We start from the raw sequence: 14,402 nt of genomic DNA on the forward strand, positions 1-14,402 counted from the left end.
CCGTGGCAGCGCCACTGCCCAACACCCAGCAGGCGATGCGCCGCCGCAATCTCTCCCTCGTGCTGCACGCCGTGGCCGCGCACGGACCGCTCTCCCGCGCGTCCGTCGCGGCCCGGGTGGGGCTGACCCGGGCCGCCGTCTCCACGCTGGTGGACGAGCTGATCCGGGACGGGCTGCTGGTCGAGCTGGGCCCGTCCCGGCCCGGCACGGTCGGCCGCCCCGGCAGCGCGCTGCAGCTCAACGAGCGCGGCCCGGCCGGGATCGGCGCGGAGATAGGCGTGGACCATCTGGCCGTCTGCGCGGTGGACCTGGGCGGCCGGATACGGGCCCGTACGGAGGTGGCGGCGCCGAACCGGGACCGCGCGGCGGGCCCGGCGCTCGCCCGGCTCGCCGATCTGGTCCGGCAGGTGGCGGCGGAGGCGGTGCGCGAGGGGCTGCGGCCCGCCGGGCTCGCGGTGGCGGTGCCGGGCCTGGTGGCGCGCGATTCGTCGCTGGTGGTGCGCGCCCCCAACCTCGGCTGGGAGGGCGTGGACATCGGCCCCGCGCTGCGCGCCGCACTGCCCGGGCTGCCGCTGACCGTCGACAACGAGGCCAACCTCGGGGCGCTCGCCGAGCTGTGGCGGGGCGGCCATGACCCGGCACCGCGCGACTTCGTCCATGTCTCGGCCGAGATCGGCATCGGCGCCGCGGTCGTGCTCGACGGGCGGCTGCTGCGCGGCACCCACGGCTTCGCGGGTGAGCTGGGCCATGTGCCGGTGCGGCCCGAGGGGCCCGCGTGCGCGTGCGGCGGGCGCGGCTGTCTGGAGCAGTACGCGGGCGAGGAGGCGGTGCTGCGGGCGAGCGGGCTGTCCCCCGGACAGGCCGCCGCCCAGCACCCCGGGCCCGGCGGCCGGATCGCCCTGCTGGCCGAGCGGGCGGCGGACGGCGACCAGCGCGTACGGCGCGCGCTGCGCGGGGCGGGCGCGGCGCTCGGTATCGCGCTGGCCGGTGCCGTGAACCTCCTCGACCCGCGCACGGTGGTGCTCGGGGGCGCGCTCACGCCGCTCGCGCCCTGGCTGCTGCCCGCCCTGGAGCGGGAGTTGGCGCTGCGGCTCGCGGACCCGGCGCGCTCCGGTCAGGGCACGGTGACGGTCTCACGGCTGGGCTCGGACGGTCCGCTGCTCGGCGCGGCGCACTCCGTGGTGCAGGCCGTCCTCGACGATCCGGCCGGGCTCAGGGAAGCGGCCTCGGTCACAGGAAGCGGTGCATGACGTGCAGCCCGACGTAGCCCTCCGCCGGGTGGTGGAACGCCTTGGGTACGGTGCCCACCACCTCGAAGCCGAGTGAGCGCCACAGCGCGACCGCCCGGGTGTTGGCCTCCACCACGGCGTTGAACTGCATCGCCTGGTAGCCCTCGGCGCGCGCCCACTCCAGGACGTGTTCGCCGAGCGCGCGGCCGACGCCCCGCCCGGCGCTCTCGGGCGCCACCATGAAGCTGGCGCCCGCCACATGCGCGGCGGGCCCCATCTGATTCGGGTTCATCTTGGCCGAGCCGAGCACCGCGCCGTCGGCGCCGGTGGCGACGACGGTCCGGCCCGGGGGCCTCAGCATCCAGAGGTCGCGGGCCCGTTCCTCGTCCAGGTCGCGCGGATAGGTGTAGGTCTCGCCCGCGGCGACGATGCGGTGCAGGAAGGGCCAGATCGCGGGCCAGTCCTCGGGGATGGCGGTCCTGATGAGCATGACGGTCAGCATGGCGGAGCGGACCGGCGTCCCGCGAACCGATATTCCGCGGATCCGCCGGGCCCGCCCGCCGGGCTCCCCGTGCCGCGTCAGCGGGTGACGGCGTCAGTGAGTGACGGCGTCAGTGAGCGCGGCGCAGGAAGTCCTCCAGCCCCGCCAGGTCATCGGTGTTGAGGTAGTCGACGTGCGCGGCCAGCAGCTCGCGCCACACGGCGTCACGCTCCGCGCCCGCGAGGTCGGGCGTGGCCCAGAAGCGCACCTTCTGCCGGGCCGCGCGGGCGGCGACGGTGATCTGGTACAGCTTCTCCCGCTCCTCCTGCGGCATCGCGCCGATGCCCTGCCAGGTGAAGGTCTTCGTCCAGTCGGCGCTGATGAGCGGGATGAAGGAGGCGGGCACGCCGGTGCCCATGTCCTCCAGGCGTCCGTCGTAGAAGGCGTGGCGCACCTTCTCGGCCTCCATGGGGCCGCGCGCTCCACGGTCGCCCGATATGACGGCGGTCACCGCTCCGCGCCGCACCCCGCCGTCGACCCCGCCGTAGGCGGTGCTGAACATCCGGCTGTAGCGGCGCAGCCGCTTGGCGAGTTCGAGGTAGGTGGCCTCGCCGGGGGTCTTGAGGTCGATCAGCAGTTGCAGCGACAGGTCGTAGCCGCGGTAGACCCGGCCGCGGTTCGCCGTGACGCGCTGGAACAGCGGGTCGAGGTACAGGGATTCCAGGGTGCGGGTGGGGTCGAGGTCGGTCGCGTCGTGGGCGACCAGCAACTGGCCGTCCACCAGCCAGATGTCGGCCTCGACGCTGCCGAAGCCGTGGGACAGGGCGTCGAGGAGCGGGCGCGGGTGCTCATAGTCGTTGTGCGCGTGGGCTCTGGCCAGCGGCGGCTTGGGCCTGGGACCGGCTGAGTCCGCGAACGCCGGGGCGGCGGTGCCGCCCGCGAGTGCGGCTCCGAGGGTGACGACAAAGGCGCGGCGTGTACGGCGGACCATGGAGGCCTCCTGGCTCTCGTCCCGGCGTGATGCCGGATGTACGCGTCGGACGCCAGTGAGTATCGGGGGCCCGCGGTCCCGATGGGCAGGGGCGTGCGAAGAGTTCCGCAGGTGGTCCCCGGCCATTTCCACGCCGTTCCCGAGGACCCGACGGCACGGCGTACGGCCATCCACCGCCGTCGGCGGCTTTCCGATCGTCCAGGACGATGGGGCCGGAGTATTCACCCGGCACTAATTCCGCAAACCCTTGACAGCACACTCTTTTGAGTGAATGCACCGCCCAAAGTCCGCTGATAGCTTGGCAGTTGCTTCGAGGCGGAATATCTCTTCAAGTCCGTACAGGGATGGGTGAGCATTCACGATGACGACGTCCGTTGAATCAGGTTCCGGTATCGGCAATCCGCAGCCGCCCACGAGTCTGGGCACGGAGGCGGCACGGAATCTGGCGACGACGACAAAGTCCGTGCCGCAGATGCAGGGCATCACCTCGCGGTGGCTGCTGCGCATGCTGCCGTGGGTGCAGGTTCCGGGTGGTTCGTACCGGGTGAACCGCCGGGCGTCGCACACGCTCGGTGACGGGCGGGTGGAGTTCACCACCACCGGGTCTGCGGTCCGGGTCATCCCCGTCGAGCTGCGCGAACTGCCGCTGCTGCGCGCCTTCGAGGACACCGCGGTGCTCGAGGCGCTGGCGGACCGCTTCACCCAGCGCGAGTTCGCCCCCGGGGAGCTGCTGGTGGAGGCCGGGCACCCGGCCGACGAGCTGGTCCTGCTCGCCCATGGCAAGGTCGACAAGCTGGCCGAGGGCGCGTTCGACGAGCCCTCGGTGGTCGGCTCGGCCGCCGGGGGTGACCACTTCGGCGCGCGGGAGCTGGCCGCCACCGAGCCCGGCGCCTGGGGTATCACGGTCAAGGCGGTCACCTCCTGCACGGCGCTGACCCTGTCGCGGCAGGAGTTCGAGGAGCAGCTGGATCGCTCCCGGGAGCTGCGCGCGCATGTGGAGGCGGTGCGCTCGGCGCCGGTGGCCGCGCAGAACGAGCACGGTGAGGCGTCCATCGAGCTGGCCTCGGGGCACTCGGGCGAACCGACGCTGGCGGGCACGTTCGCGGAGTACGAGCTGAAGCCGCGTGAGTACGAGCTGAGCGTGGCCCAGACGGTGTTGCGCGTCCACACCCGCGTCGCCGACCTCTACAACGAGCCGATGAACCAGGTCGAGCAGCAGCTCCGGCTGACCATCGAGGCGCTGCGCGAGCGCCAGGAGCACGAGCTGGTCAACAACCCCGACATCGGCCTGCTGCACAACGCCGACCTGTCCCAGCGCATCCACACCCGCGGCGGCCCGCCCACCCCCGACGACCTCGACGCGCTGCTGGCCACCGTCTGGAAGGACCCCGGGCTGATCCTGGCCCACCCGCGGGCCATCGCGGCCATCGGCCGGGAGCTGAACAGCCGGGGGATCGTCCCGCAGCACGCGGAGGTGAACGGGCACGCGGTCCCGGCCTGGCGCGGCGTTCCCATCTTCCCGTGCAACAAGATCCCGGTGACCCGCAGCGGCGTCAGCTCGATCCTGGCGCTGCGCACCGGCGAGGAGAACCAGGGCGTCATCGGCCTCCACCGGACCGGAATTCCGGATGAATACCAACCCAGCCTTTCCGTCCGCTTCATGGGAATCAACGACCAGGCGATCATCTCGTACCTCGTGAGCGCCTACTATTCCGCGGCCGTCCTCGTCCCGGACGCGCTCGGAATCCTGGAGAACGTGGAAGTCGGACTCTGACGGCGCGGCGGCCGCACTCCCGGCCGCCGGTATCGCCTTCCCGCAACGCCCGTAACGCCCCCCACTACAGAAATGGGTGATGAACACAGATGACCACCTCCGTGGAGTCCGGAGAGCAGCCGCTGAGTCTGGGAACGGCCGCCGCCCGGAATCTGGCGACGACGACCAAGTCCGTCCCGCAGATGCAGGCCATCTCCTCCCGGTGGCTGCTGCGCGTGCTGCCCTGGGTCCAGGTCTCGGCCGGTACGTACCGGGTGAACCGGCGGCTCAGCTACACGGTCGGGGACGGACGGATCGAGTTCGTCAGCACCGGATCCGAGGTGCGGGTGATTCCGCCGGAGCTGGGTGAGCTGCCGACGCTGCGCGGTTTCGGCGACACCGCCGTGCTGGAGGCGCTGGCGGACGGCTGCGTGCAGCGGGAGTACGCGCCCGGCGATGTGCTGGTCGAGGCAGGCCGCCCGGCCGATCAGGTGTACCTCATCGCCCACGGCAAGGTCCGGCAGATCGCGCCCGGGGCGTACGACGAGGGCACGGCGCTGGGGCTGCTGGCCGACGGGGAGTTCTTCGGCGACTCGGTGCTGACCGGGCCGGAGGGCACCTGGGAGTTCACCGCGCGGGCCGTCACCCGGACCACGGTGCTCACCCTCCCCCGCCGGGTCTTCCAGGAGACCGCCGACCGGTCCGAGGCGCTGCGCGGCCATCTCCAGGAGGCGTCAGGGCGGACCGAGCCCGCGCAGAACCGGCGGGGCGAGGCCGATATCGCGGTCGCCTCCGGCCATACGGGAGAGCCGACGCTGGCGGGGACGTTCGCGGAGTACGAGCTGAAGCCGCGTGAGTACGAGCTGAGCGTCGCCCAGACGATCCTGCGCGTCCACACCCGCGTCGCCGACCTCTACAACGAACCGATGAACCAGGTCGAGGAACAGCTCAAGCTGACCATCCAGGCGCTGCGCGAGCGCCAGGAGCACGAACTCGTCAACAACCGGGAGTTCGGCCTGCTGCACAACGCCGCGCTCTCCCAGCGCATCCACACCCGCAGCGGCCCGCCCACCCCGGACGATCTGGACGAGCTGCTGGCCCGGCGCCGCAAGACGCAGTATCTGCTGGCGCATCCGCGCACCATCGCCGCCTTCGGCCGCGAGTGCAGCAGTCGGGGGCTGTATCCGCAGGGCGCCGAGGTGGCGGGCACCGCGGTGCGCGCCTGGCGCGGAGTGCCGCTGCTGCCCTGCAACAAGATCCCGGTGAGTGAGTCCGGCACCAGCTCGATCCTCGCGATGCGCACCGGGGAGGAGAGCCAGGGCGTCATCGGACTGCACCAGACGGGCATCCCCGACGAGTACGAGCCCAGCCTCAACGTCCGCTTCATGGGCATCAACGAGCAGGCCGTGACGTCGTATCTGGTGAGCGCCTACTTCTCGGCGGCGGTTCTGGTGCCCGACGCCCTGGGCGTGCTGGAGGACGTGGAGATCGGCCGCTGAGCGGTTGCCGGATCAAGGCGAGACAACGCGAAACAAGGCTGAACCGCGGCCGCGGGCGCCGGTCAGGGGCGGACGCTGCTGACGACGTCCGCGGTCGCGGACAGGCCCTCGGAGATGGTCGGCGCGATGCTGCTGCTCGCCAGGTAGAAGCCCAGCGTGACGCAGACCAGGGCGTGCGAGACGCGTAGTCCGCCGCTGCGCAGGAAGACCACCGCCAGGATCAGCAGGAGCAGGACCACAGAGATCGAAATGGCCATGGGGAGCCTCCTGGGCCGCTTCAGGGGATCGGGATCCGGCCGTCAGTGTGGCCCAGAATCCCCCTGAATCCCCTCGAAGCGGGTGCTCCACACGAGTGCCGATCTTCCGTTCGACCTCCGGGTGAGCGCGGCGCCCGGTGAACGCGGCCCTCGGCGGGGCGGGTTCACCGGGCGTCGGCGATTCGCTCGTCAGACCGTGGGCGCCGGGAGGTCCACCAGGGCGGCGAGGGCCTCGCGATGGCGGCCCGGGGTGCCGAGCAGGGTCTCGGCGCTCTTGGCCCGCTTGAGGTAGAGATGCGCCGGGTGCTCCCAGGTCATGCCGATGCCGCCGTGCAACTGCACGCACTCCTCGGCCGCGTGCACCGCCACCTGACCGCAGTACGCCTGCGCCACGGCCACCGCGACCGGGACGTCCGGACTGTCGGCGGCCAGCGCGTCGGCGGCGTGCCGGGCGGTGGCGCGGGCCGAGACCAGCTCGAGGTAGAGCGCCGCCATCCGGTGCTTGAGGGCCTGGAACGACCCGACCGGGCGGCCGAACTGATGGCGCTCCTTGGTGTGGCGGACGGTCTCGGTCAGACACCACTCGGCCACGCCCAGCTGCTCGGAGGCAAGCAGCCCGGCGCCGGTCAGCAGTGCCCGTACGACGGCGGCCTCCGCCCGGCCCGGACCGGCCAGCCGCCGCGCGGGGGCGCCGGTGAGGGTCACCGCGGCGATGGGCCGGGTCAGGTCGAGCGAGGTCAGGGGCTCCACGGAGACGCTGGCTTCCGTGCTCTCCACGGCGTACAGCCCGTACCCGTCCGGTCCCTCGGCGGGGACGAGCAGCACATCGGCGCCCGCCGCGCCCGCGACATGGGTGATCCGGCCGCTGAGCGTCCCGTCGCCGTCCACCCGTACGGTCACGGCCGGGGCGGCGGCGGCGCCGGGCGCGGTGGCCGCCGGAACCGCCAGCGCGCCGACCGTACGGCCGTCGGCGAGGGCGCCGAGCAGCCGCGCCACGGCCTCCTCACCGGTGTCGCAGCCCAGCACGGCGCTGACCGCGAGGACGGCGCTGGTGAGGTACGGCACGGGGGCGACGGCCCGGCCCAGCTCCTCCAGCACGACGGCCGCCTCGCGCGCGGTGGCGCCCTGGCCGCCGAGCTTCTCGGGCACGAGCAGCCCCGCCGTGCCCATCTCGCCGCCCAGGGAGCGCCACAGCCCGGGGTCGTACGCCCGGCCGGTCTCGGCCTCGGAGACCACGGCGCCGGGCGGGCAGCGGTCGGTGAGCAGCGACCGCACGGCCGCGCGCAGGTCGTCCTCGGCCTCGGTGTAGAGCAGGTCCGGGGTGCTCATCGGGGCAGATCCTTCCACGGGACGTCCTTGTCGGTCCGCGGCTCGGGCGGCAGACCCAGGACGCGTTCGGCGATGATGTTGAGCAGGACCTCGGAGGTGCCGCCCTCGATGGAGTTGCCCTTGGCGCGCAGATAGCGGTAGCCCGCCTCGCGTCCGGTGAAGTCGACGTGTTCGGGGCGGCGCAGCGTCCAGTCGTCGTAGAGCAGGCCCTCCTCCCCCAGCAGTTCGACCTCCAGCGCGCTGATCTCCTGGTTGAGCCGGGCGAAGGCGAGCTTCATGGCCGAGCCCTCGGGGCCGGGCTGTCCGACGGCCAGCTGCTGGCCCAGCCGCTCGCCCGCGAGCCGGGCGGCCTCGGCGTCCACCCACAGCCGCAGCAGCCGCTGGTGCAGATCGTGGGTGCGCAGTTCGGGGCGGTCGCGCCAGGTCCCGGAGATCAGGCCGATCATGCCGCCCTCGCGGGGGACACGACCGCCGCCGATGGCGACGCGCTCGTTCATCAGGGTGGTCTGGGCGACCCGCCAGCCCTCGCCGATCTCGCCGAGGCGGCGGCTGTCGGGGATGCGTACGCCGGTCAGGAAGACCTCGTTGAACTCGGCCTCGCCAGTGATCTGGCGCAGCGGTCGGACCTCGACCCCGGGGTCGGTCATGTCGCAGACGAAGTAGCTGATGCCGCGGTGCTTGGGCAGGTCGGGGTCGGTGCGGGCGATGAGGATGGCCCAGCGGGCGAGGTGGGCGCTGGACGTCCAGACCTTCTGGCCGTCGACCACCCAGTCGTCGCCGTCGCGCACCGCCCGGGTGGCGAGTGCGGCGAGGTCGGAACCGGCGCCGGGCTCGCTGAACAGCTGGCACCACACCTCCTCGCCGGTCCACAGCGGGCGCAGCAGCCGCTGCCGCTGCTCGTCGCTGCCGAAGCCGAGGATGGTGGGCGCGGCCATGCCGAGGCCGATGCCGATGCGGCGGGGGTCGTTGTCGGGCGCTCCGGCGGCGTCGAGTTCGGCGTCCACGACGGCCTGGAGCGAGCGGGGGGCGTCGAGGCCGCCCAGCCCCACCGGGTAGTGCACCCAGGCGAGCCCGGCGTCGAAGCGGGCGCGCAGGAACTCCAGCGGGTCGGTGGTGCCCGGTGGGTGGGCGTCGAGGAGGGCGCGGGTGCGGCGCCGCAGCCCGTCGGCGTCCACAGGGGCGGAATCCGGGGAGGTGTTCTCGGGGGTGCTCATCGGGCGCCTCCCGCAGGCTGTCCGGGGACGACCACGACGCGGCCGGTGGTCACGCCGTCGGCGACGCGCTGGACGGCGTCCGCGGCCCCCTCCAGCGGCACCCGCTCGCTGACCAGCGGTTTGACGGCGCCCTGGGCGGCGAGCTTGGTCAGCTCGTCGTGGCAGGCGCGGATCGCGGCCGGGTCGTAGGTGTTGTAGAGGCCCCAGTGGAGGCCGAGGATGGCGTAGTTCTTGACCAGGGCGTGGTTGAGGGCGGCCTGTGGGACGACGCCGCTGGCGAAGCCGACCACCACGATCCGGCCCTCGAACGCGATGCACTTGACGGACTGGGCGAAGGCGTCGCCGCCGACCGGGTCGTAGACGACGTCGGCGCCGCGTCCGCCGGTGGCTTCCTTCACGGCGGCCACGATGTCGTCGGCGCGCCGGTCGAGCACCACGTCGCAGCCCAGTTCGCGGGCGACCCGGGCCTTGTCCGCGCCGCCGACGACCCCGATCACCCGTGCCCCGGCGGCCTTGCCGAGCTGTACGGCGGCGCTGCCGACGCCGCCCGCGGCGGCGTGCACCAGCAGCGTGTCCCCGGCCCGCAGCCCGGCCCGCCGGTGCAGGCCGAACCAGCCGGTCTGGTAGCCGATGTGCAGGGCCGCGGCCTGGGCGTCGTCCAGGGCGTCCGGCGCGGGCAGCACGGTGGCCGCGTCGACGGTCACGTACTCGGCGAAGCCGCCCGCGGGGAGCGTGGGGGTGGCCAGGACGCGCGCGCCCACCTGGCCCTGCGCCCCCTCGCCGACGGCGACGATCTCGCCGCACACCTCGACGCCCGGGGTGAACGGCATGGGCGGCCGTACCTGGTAGTGGCCACGGCACAGCAGGGCGTCCGGGAAGTTGACGTCGACGGCCCGGACCCGCAGCAGCAGCTCCCCGGGCCCGGCGACCGGATCCGGCACGTCGTCGAGGCGCATCACCTCACGCGGCTCGCCATTATCGTGCACTCGCCATGCCTGCATCCGGTGGCCTCCAGAAGCTGTCGGTAGGGGGGCGCGCTAACGCGTCGGGGCGCACATACTAACCAGTCGGTACGAGCAGGGGAACCGGCTCGTACCGAGGCTTCAGCCATCCTGCCTTCCCGCCCGGCGCGCGGTGAACTCTTATGCAACTCTGGAGGCACCCTTGAGCCCGGGACCTCGACGGACAAGAGTGGGCGGCGACATATCGGTTCCTATCGCAGCGATCCGATAGCCGGAACGGGACGGGAGATGACGACTGTGCCGGACAGCAAGGCGATCGACGAGGCCGAGATGGAGGCCAGACTCCACGGGATCTGTTTCAAGACCGGTCCCCCGCGACGCATCGGCGTCGAACTCGAGTGGATCATGTACGACCCGCACGACCCCGCACGACCCGTCGAGGCGGCCCGGCTGGAAGCCGCGGTCACCGCCCTGCGCGGACTGGGCCTCTCCTCCGCGCTCACCTTCGAACCCGGCGGCCAGGTGGAGCTGAGCTCCCTCCCGGCCGACTCCCTCACCGCGTGTGTGGAGTCCGCCGCCGCCGATCTCGTCCTCGTCCGCGCGCTCCTCGCCGAGCTGGGCCTCGCCATCGCAGGTCATGGACACGACCCATGGCGCCCGCCGCGCAGGATCCTCGCCACACCCCGCTACGACTCCATGGAGACCTATTTCAACCGCCGGGGACCGGCGGGGCGCTCCATGATGTGCAACACCGCCTCCGTACAGGTCTGTGTGGACGCCGGACAGGAGGAGCCCGGCCCGCTGGGCCTCGGGCGGCGCTGGCGGCTGGCCCATCTGCTGGGCGCCGTACTGACCGCCGCGTTCGCCAACTCCCCGCTGCGCGAGGGCCGCCCGACCGGCTTCCGCTCCACCCGGCAGGCACTGTGGGCGGCGATGGACCCCGGTCGCACGCTGGCCCCGCCCGACGGCCGGGAGCCCCGCGCCGCCTGGGCCGGATACGTGCTGGACGCTCCCGTGATGGCCATCCGGGACGACGGCACGCGCTGGGCGGTGCCGGACGGCCTCACCTTCCGTCAGTGGGCCCGCACCGGTCTGCCACGGCCGCCCACCCAGGACGATCTCGACTTCCATGTCTCGACCCTGTTTCCGCCCGTCCGTCCGCGCGGCCACCTCGAACTGCGCATGATCGACGCCCAGAGCGGCGACGACGGCTGGATCGTGCCCCTCGCCGTGACCGTGGCGCTCTTCGACGACCCGCAGGCCGCGGAGACCGTCTACCGCGTGGTGAAGCCGCTCGCCGAGACGGCGGGCACCCGGCCCGCGCCCTGCAATCCGCTGTGGATGACGGCGTCCCGCGACGCTCTGGCCGACCCCGAGCTGCGCGCCGCCGCCGTGGCCTGCTTCGCCACGGCGCTGGAGGCGCTGCCCCGGATCGGGGCCTCCCCCGCCGTCGTATCCGCCGTCGCCGACTTCACCGACCGGTATGTCGCCCGTGGCCGATGTCCGGCCGACGATTTGCTCGCCGCCCTTCCCGGGAAGGAGGAACGGTCATGACCGCTTCCGGCCCCGCACTCGACCCCGAGGCGCTGCGACAGCGCGCCGAAACGGTTCTGCGCACCGCGCGCGACCGTACCCACACCCTCACCACCTGCGTGGACGAGAACGACCTCACCGCCCAGCACTCCCCCCTGATGTCGCCGCTGGTCTGGGACCTGGCGCACATCGGCAACCAGGAGGAGCAGTGGCTGCTGCGCGCCGTCGGCGGACAGGACGCGCTGCGCCCCGAGATCGACTCGGTGTACGACGCGTTCGAGCATCCGCGCTCGGCGCGCCCCTCACTGCCGCTGCTGGCGCCCGCCGAGGCCCGCGGCTATGTCACAGACGTACGCGACCGGGTGCTCGACGTCCTGGAGCGGACCGAGCTGCGCGGCGCCCCGCTGCTCGACGCGGCCTTCGCCTTCGGCATGATCGCGCAGCATGAGCAGCAGCACGACGAGACGATGCTCATCACCCATCAGCTGCGCCGCGGCCCGGCCGCCCTCACCGCCCCGCCACCGCCCGACACCTCCGGCGGCCCCCTGCCGGACGAGGTGCTGGTCCCCGGCGGCCGGTTCACCATGGGCACCTCGTCCGAGCCCTGGGCGCTGGACAACGAGCGCCCCGCGCACCACCGGCTGGTGCCGCCCTTCTTCATCGACACCACCCCGGTGACCAACGGCGCCTACGCGCGGTTCATCGCCGACGGCGGCTACACCGATCGGCGCTGGTGGACCACCGAGGGCTGGGCGTACATCCAGGAGCACGGCATGAGCGCCCCGCTGTTCTGGCGGCGCGAGGGCGGCCAGTGGCTGCGCCGCCGCTTCGGGGTGACCGAGCCGGTGCCGCCGAACGAGCCGGTGGTCCATGTGAGCTGGTACGAGGCGGACGCCTACGCCCGCTGGGCCGGGCGCCGGCTGCCCACCGAGGAGGAGTGGGAGAAGGCCGCCCGCCACGATCCGGCCAGCGGCCGGTCCCGTCGCTACCCGTGGGGCGACGCGGACCCCACCCCCGACCACGCCAACCTCGGCCAGCGCCACCTGCGGCCCGCACCCGCCGGAAGCTATCCGCAGGGCGCGTCGGCGCTGGGCGTACGGCAGCTGATCGGGGACGTGTGGGAGTGGACGTCGAGCGACTTCCTGCCCTACCCGGGGTTCACCGTCTTCCCGTACCCCGAGTACTCGAAGGTCTTCTTCGGGCCCGCGCACAAGGTGCTGCGCGGCGGCTCGTTCGCCGTGGACGCGGTCGCCTGCCGCGGCACGTTCCGCAACTGGGACCTGCCGGTGCGCCGCCAGATCTTCTCGGGCTTCCGCACCGCCCGCGACGCGTCCCCGGCGGAGGCGGAATGAGCGCCCGCCGCATCAGCACGCTTCGGCGCACCGGGGGCGCCGGTGTGTAGGCATCTGGCGTACCTGGGGCCCGAGAGGCCCATCGGCGAGGTCGTCATCGCGCCCGAGCACAGCCTGTTCACGCAGTCATGGGCGCCGCGCCGGCAGGCGCACGGCACCGTCAACGCCGACGGGTTCGGCGTCGGCTGGTACGCGCCGGGCGACCCGGTGCCCGCGCGCTACCGGCGCGCGGGGCCCATCTGGGGCGATCTGTCGTTCGCCGATCTCGCCCGGGTGGTACGGACCGGGGCGCTGATGGGCGCCGTACGGGACGCCACCGTGGCGAGCGCCGACGGCGAGGCGGGCGCCTCGCCCTTCGCCTCCGGCGCCTGGCTGTTCAGCCACAACGGGGCCATCAGCGGCTGGCCGCACACGCTCGCGGGGCTCGCCGAGTCCCTGCCGCCCGCCGATCTGCTCGGCCTGGAGGCGCGCTGCGACTCGGCGCTCGTCTGGGCGCTGACGCTGCACGCGCTGCGGCTGGGCCACGAGCTGTCCGAGGCGCTGGCCCGGACCACCGAGGCGGTGGCCGCCGCCGCGCCCGGTTCGCGGCTCAACCTGCTGCTCATGGACGGGGAGACGATCGCCGCCACCGCCTGGGGCGACACCCTCTGGTACCTGACAGGACCGGACCGCGACGTCGTGGTCGCCTCCGAGCCGTACGACGACGATCCGCGCTGGACCGAGGTCCCCGACCGCACGCTGCTCACCGCCACCCGCACCGATGTACTTCTCACCGCACTCAAGGAGGGTTCCGCGTGAGCCCCTTCACCGTCACCCGCACCCTGCCCGCCGATGCCACGGCCGCGGCCCTGCGCGCCGATGTCACCGAAGGGCTGGCCCGCACCCCCAAACAGCTGCCGCCGAAGTGGTTCTACGACGCCCGCGGCAGCGAACTCTTCGAGGAGATCACCCGGCTGCCCGAGTACTACCCGACGCGCGCGGAGCGGGAGATCCTGATCGCGCGCGCGGCGGAGATCGCGGACGCCACCGGCGCCCGCACCCTGATCGAGCTGGGCTCCGGATCCTCCGAGAAGACCCGTCATCTGATCGACGCGCTGCCGGATCTGCACGCCTACGTACCGGTGGATGTCAGCGAAAGCGCGCTGGAACTGGCCGGGCACGCCCTGCTCGCCGACCATCCGGGGCTGAGGGTGCACGCGCTGGTCGCCGACTTCCTCGGCGGGCTCTCGCTGCCGGAGGACGTTCCGGGGCCGCGGCTGCTGGCGTTCCTCGGCGGCACGATCGGCAATCTGCTGCCGCCCGAGCGGGCGGAGTTCCTGGCCTCGGTGAGCGCCCTGCTGTCGCCGGGTGACGCGCTGCTGCTCGGGACCGACCTGGTCAAGGACGAGGCCACGCTCGTCGCCGCGTACGACGACGCGCAGGGCGTCACCGCGGAGTTCAACAAGAACGTGCTTCGGGTCCTCGGCCGCGAGCTGGGCGCCGATCTCGACCCCGCGGACTTCGACCATGTGGCGGTGTGGGACGCCGAGCGGGAGTGGATCGAGATGCGGCTGCGGGCGCGCAAGGACCTCACCGTGAAGATCCCCGCGCTGGATCTCGCGGTGTCCTTCGCGGCCGGGGAGGAGGTCCGTACCGAGGTATCCGCGAAGTTCCGGGAGGAGAAGGTGCGGACCGAACTGGCGGCCGCGGGGCTGGAGTCGAGGCGCTGGTGGACCGACGCCGCAGGCCGTTTCGCACTGTCGCTGGCGGTACGGATGTGACGCACGGGGCATGTGGGACACGCCAGCGGGTCATCGTCACCC

13 protein-coding genes are annotated in these 14,402 nt (G+C 73.1%); 7 read left to right on the forward strand and 6 right to left on the reverse strand.

Translation table 11 applies throughout. From position 1 onward, the window contains the following. Positions 1-2: 2 nt before the first annotated feature. On the forward strand, positions 3-1,250 hold the full coding sequence (locus ACWC5C_RS14380) for an ROK family protein (protein ID WP_450875704.1): 1,248 nt from the start codon (positions 3-5) through the stop codon (positions 1,248-1,250). On the opposite strand, the gene ACWC5C_RS14385 is transcribed toward ACWC5C_RS14380, so the two are convergent. Continuing rightward, positions 1,231-1,719 (reverse strand): N-acetyltransferase family protein, encoded by a 489-nt coding sequence (locus ACWC5C_RS14385; protein ID WP_450875705.1) that lies wholly within the window; start codon positions 1,717-1,719, stop codon positions 1,231-1,233. The genes ACWC5C_RS14380 and ACWC5C_RS14385 overlap by 20 nt on opposite strands. Positions 1,720-1,840: 121 nt before the next feature. After that, a complete protein-coding gene (locus tag ACWC5C_RS14390) occupies positions 1,841-2,701 on the reverse strand; it encodes a phosphatidylinositol-specific phospholipase C/glycerophosphodiester phosphodiesterase family protein (protein ID WP_450875706.1) in 861 nt (286 codons plus the stop codon). Positions 2,702-3,062: 361 nt separating this feature from the next. Here ACWC5C_RS14390 and ACWC5C_RS14395 point away from each other — a divergent pair, with 361 nt between their 5' ends. Both ACWC5C_RS14395 and ACWC5C_RS14400 read left to right on the forward strand, forming a co-directional pair. Then, a complete protein-coding gene (locus ACWC5C_RS14395) occupies positions 3,063-4,475 on the forward strand; it encodes a family 2B encapsulin nanocompartment shell protein (RefSeq protein WP_450875707.1) in 1,413 nt (470 codons plus the stop codon). Between the two features lie 89 nt (positions 4,476-4,564). Continuing rightward, positions 4,565-5,953 carry a family 2B encapsulin nanocompartment shell protein gene (locus ACWC5C_RS14400; protein ID WP_450875708.1) on the forward strand — a complete coding sequence of 463 codons (1,389 nt, stop codon included), beginning with the start codon at positions 4,565-4,567 and terminating at the stop codon, positions 5,951-5,953. Between the two features lie 62 nt (positions 5,954-6,015). On the opposite strand, the gene ACWC5C_RS14405 is transcribed toward ACWC5C_RS14400, so the two are convergent. The 4 genes from ACWC5C_RS14405 to ACWC5C_RS14420 all read right to left on the reverse strand — a co-directional run bounded on the left by ACWC5C_RS14405 (position 6,016) and on the right by ACWC5C_RS14420 (position 9,754). Continuing rightward, entirely contained in the window at positions 6,016-6,210 is a 195-nt protein-coding gene (locus ACWC5C_RS14405; protein WP_009720740.1) for a hypothetical protein, read from the reverse strand. Between the two features lie 189 nt (positions 6,211-6,399). After that, positions 6,400-7,539 carry an acyl-CoA dehydrogenase family protein gene (locus ACWC5C_RS14410; protein ID WP_450875709.1) on the reverse strand — a complete coding sequence of 380 codons (1,140 nt, stop codon included), beginning with the start codon at positions 7,537-7,539 and terminating at the stop codon, positions 6,400-6,402. Then, a complete protein-coding gene (locus tag ACWC5C_RS14415) occupies positions 7,536-8,753 on the reverse strand; it encodes an acyl-CoA dehydrogenase family protein (protein ID WP_450875710.1) in 1,218 nt (405 codons plus the stop codon). Before ACWC5C_RS14415 ends, ACWC5C_RS14410 begins: the two co-directional genes overlap by 4 nt. Continuing rightward, complete coding sequence (locus ACWC5C_RS14420; protein WP_450875711.1) at positions 8,750-9,754, reverse strand: NADPH:quinone oxidoreductase family protein; 1,005 nt, start codon at positions 9,752-9,754, stop codon at positions 8,750-8,752. The genes ACWC5C_RS14415 and ACWC5C_RS14420 overlap by 4 nt, the downstream gene beginning before the upstream one ends. Before the next feature lie 249 nt (positions 9,755-10,003). Here ACWC5C_RS14420 and egtA point away from each other — a divergent pair, with 249 nt between their 5' ends. Genes egtA through egtD form a run of 4 tightly spaced genes read left to right on the forward strand, consistent with a single transcriptional unit; the run spans position 10,004 to position 14,360 of the window. Continuing rightward, positions 10,004-11,269 carry an ergothioneine biosynthesis glutamate--cysteine ligase EgtA gene (gene egtA / locus ACWC5C_RS14425; RefSeq protein WP_450875712.1) on the forward strand — a complete coding sequence of 422 codons (1,266 nt, stop codon included), beginning with the start codon at positions 10,004-10,006 and terminating at the stop codon, positions 11,267-11,269. Beyond that, positions 11,266-12,600, forward strand: a complete 1,335-nt coding sequence (gene egtB, locus ACWC5C_RS14430) for an ergothioneine biosynthesis protein EgtB (protein ID WP_450875713.1) — start codon at positions 11,266-11,268, stop codon at positions 12,598-12,600. The genes egtA and egtB overlap by 4 nt, the downstream gene beginning before the upstream one ends. 42 nt (positions 12,601-12,642) lie before the next feature. Continuing rightward, entirely contained in the window at positions 12,643-13,398 is a 756-nt protein-coding gene (gene egtC, locus ACWC5C_RS14435; protein ID WP_450875714.1) for an ergothioneine biosynthesis protein EgtC, read from the forward strand. After that, positions 13,395-14,360 carry an L-histidine N(alpha)-methyltransferase gene (egtD, locus tag ACWC5C_RS14440; protein WP_450875715.1) on the forward strand — a complete coding sequence of 322 codons (966 nt, stop codon included), beginning with the start codon at positions 13,395-13,397 and terminating at the stop codon, positions 14,358-14,360. The genes egtC and egtD overlap by 4 nt, the downstream gene beginning before the upstream one ends. Positions 14,361-14,402 lie beyond the last annotated feature (42 nt).

It is taken from the genome of Streptomyces sp. NPDC001700 (genome assembly GCF_053596435.1).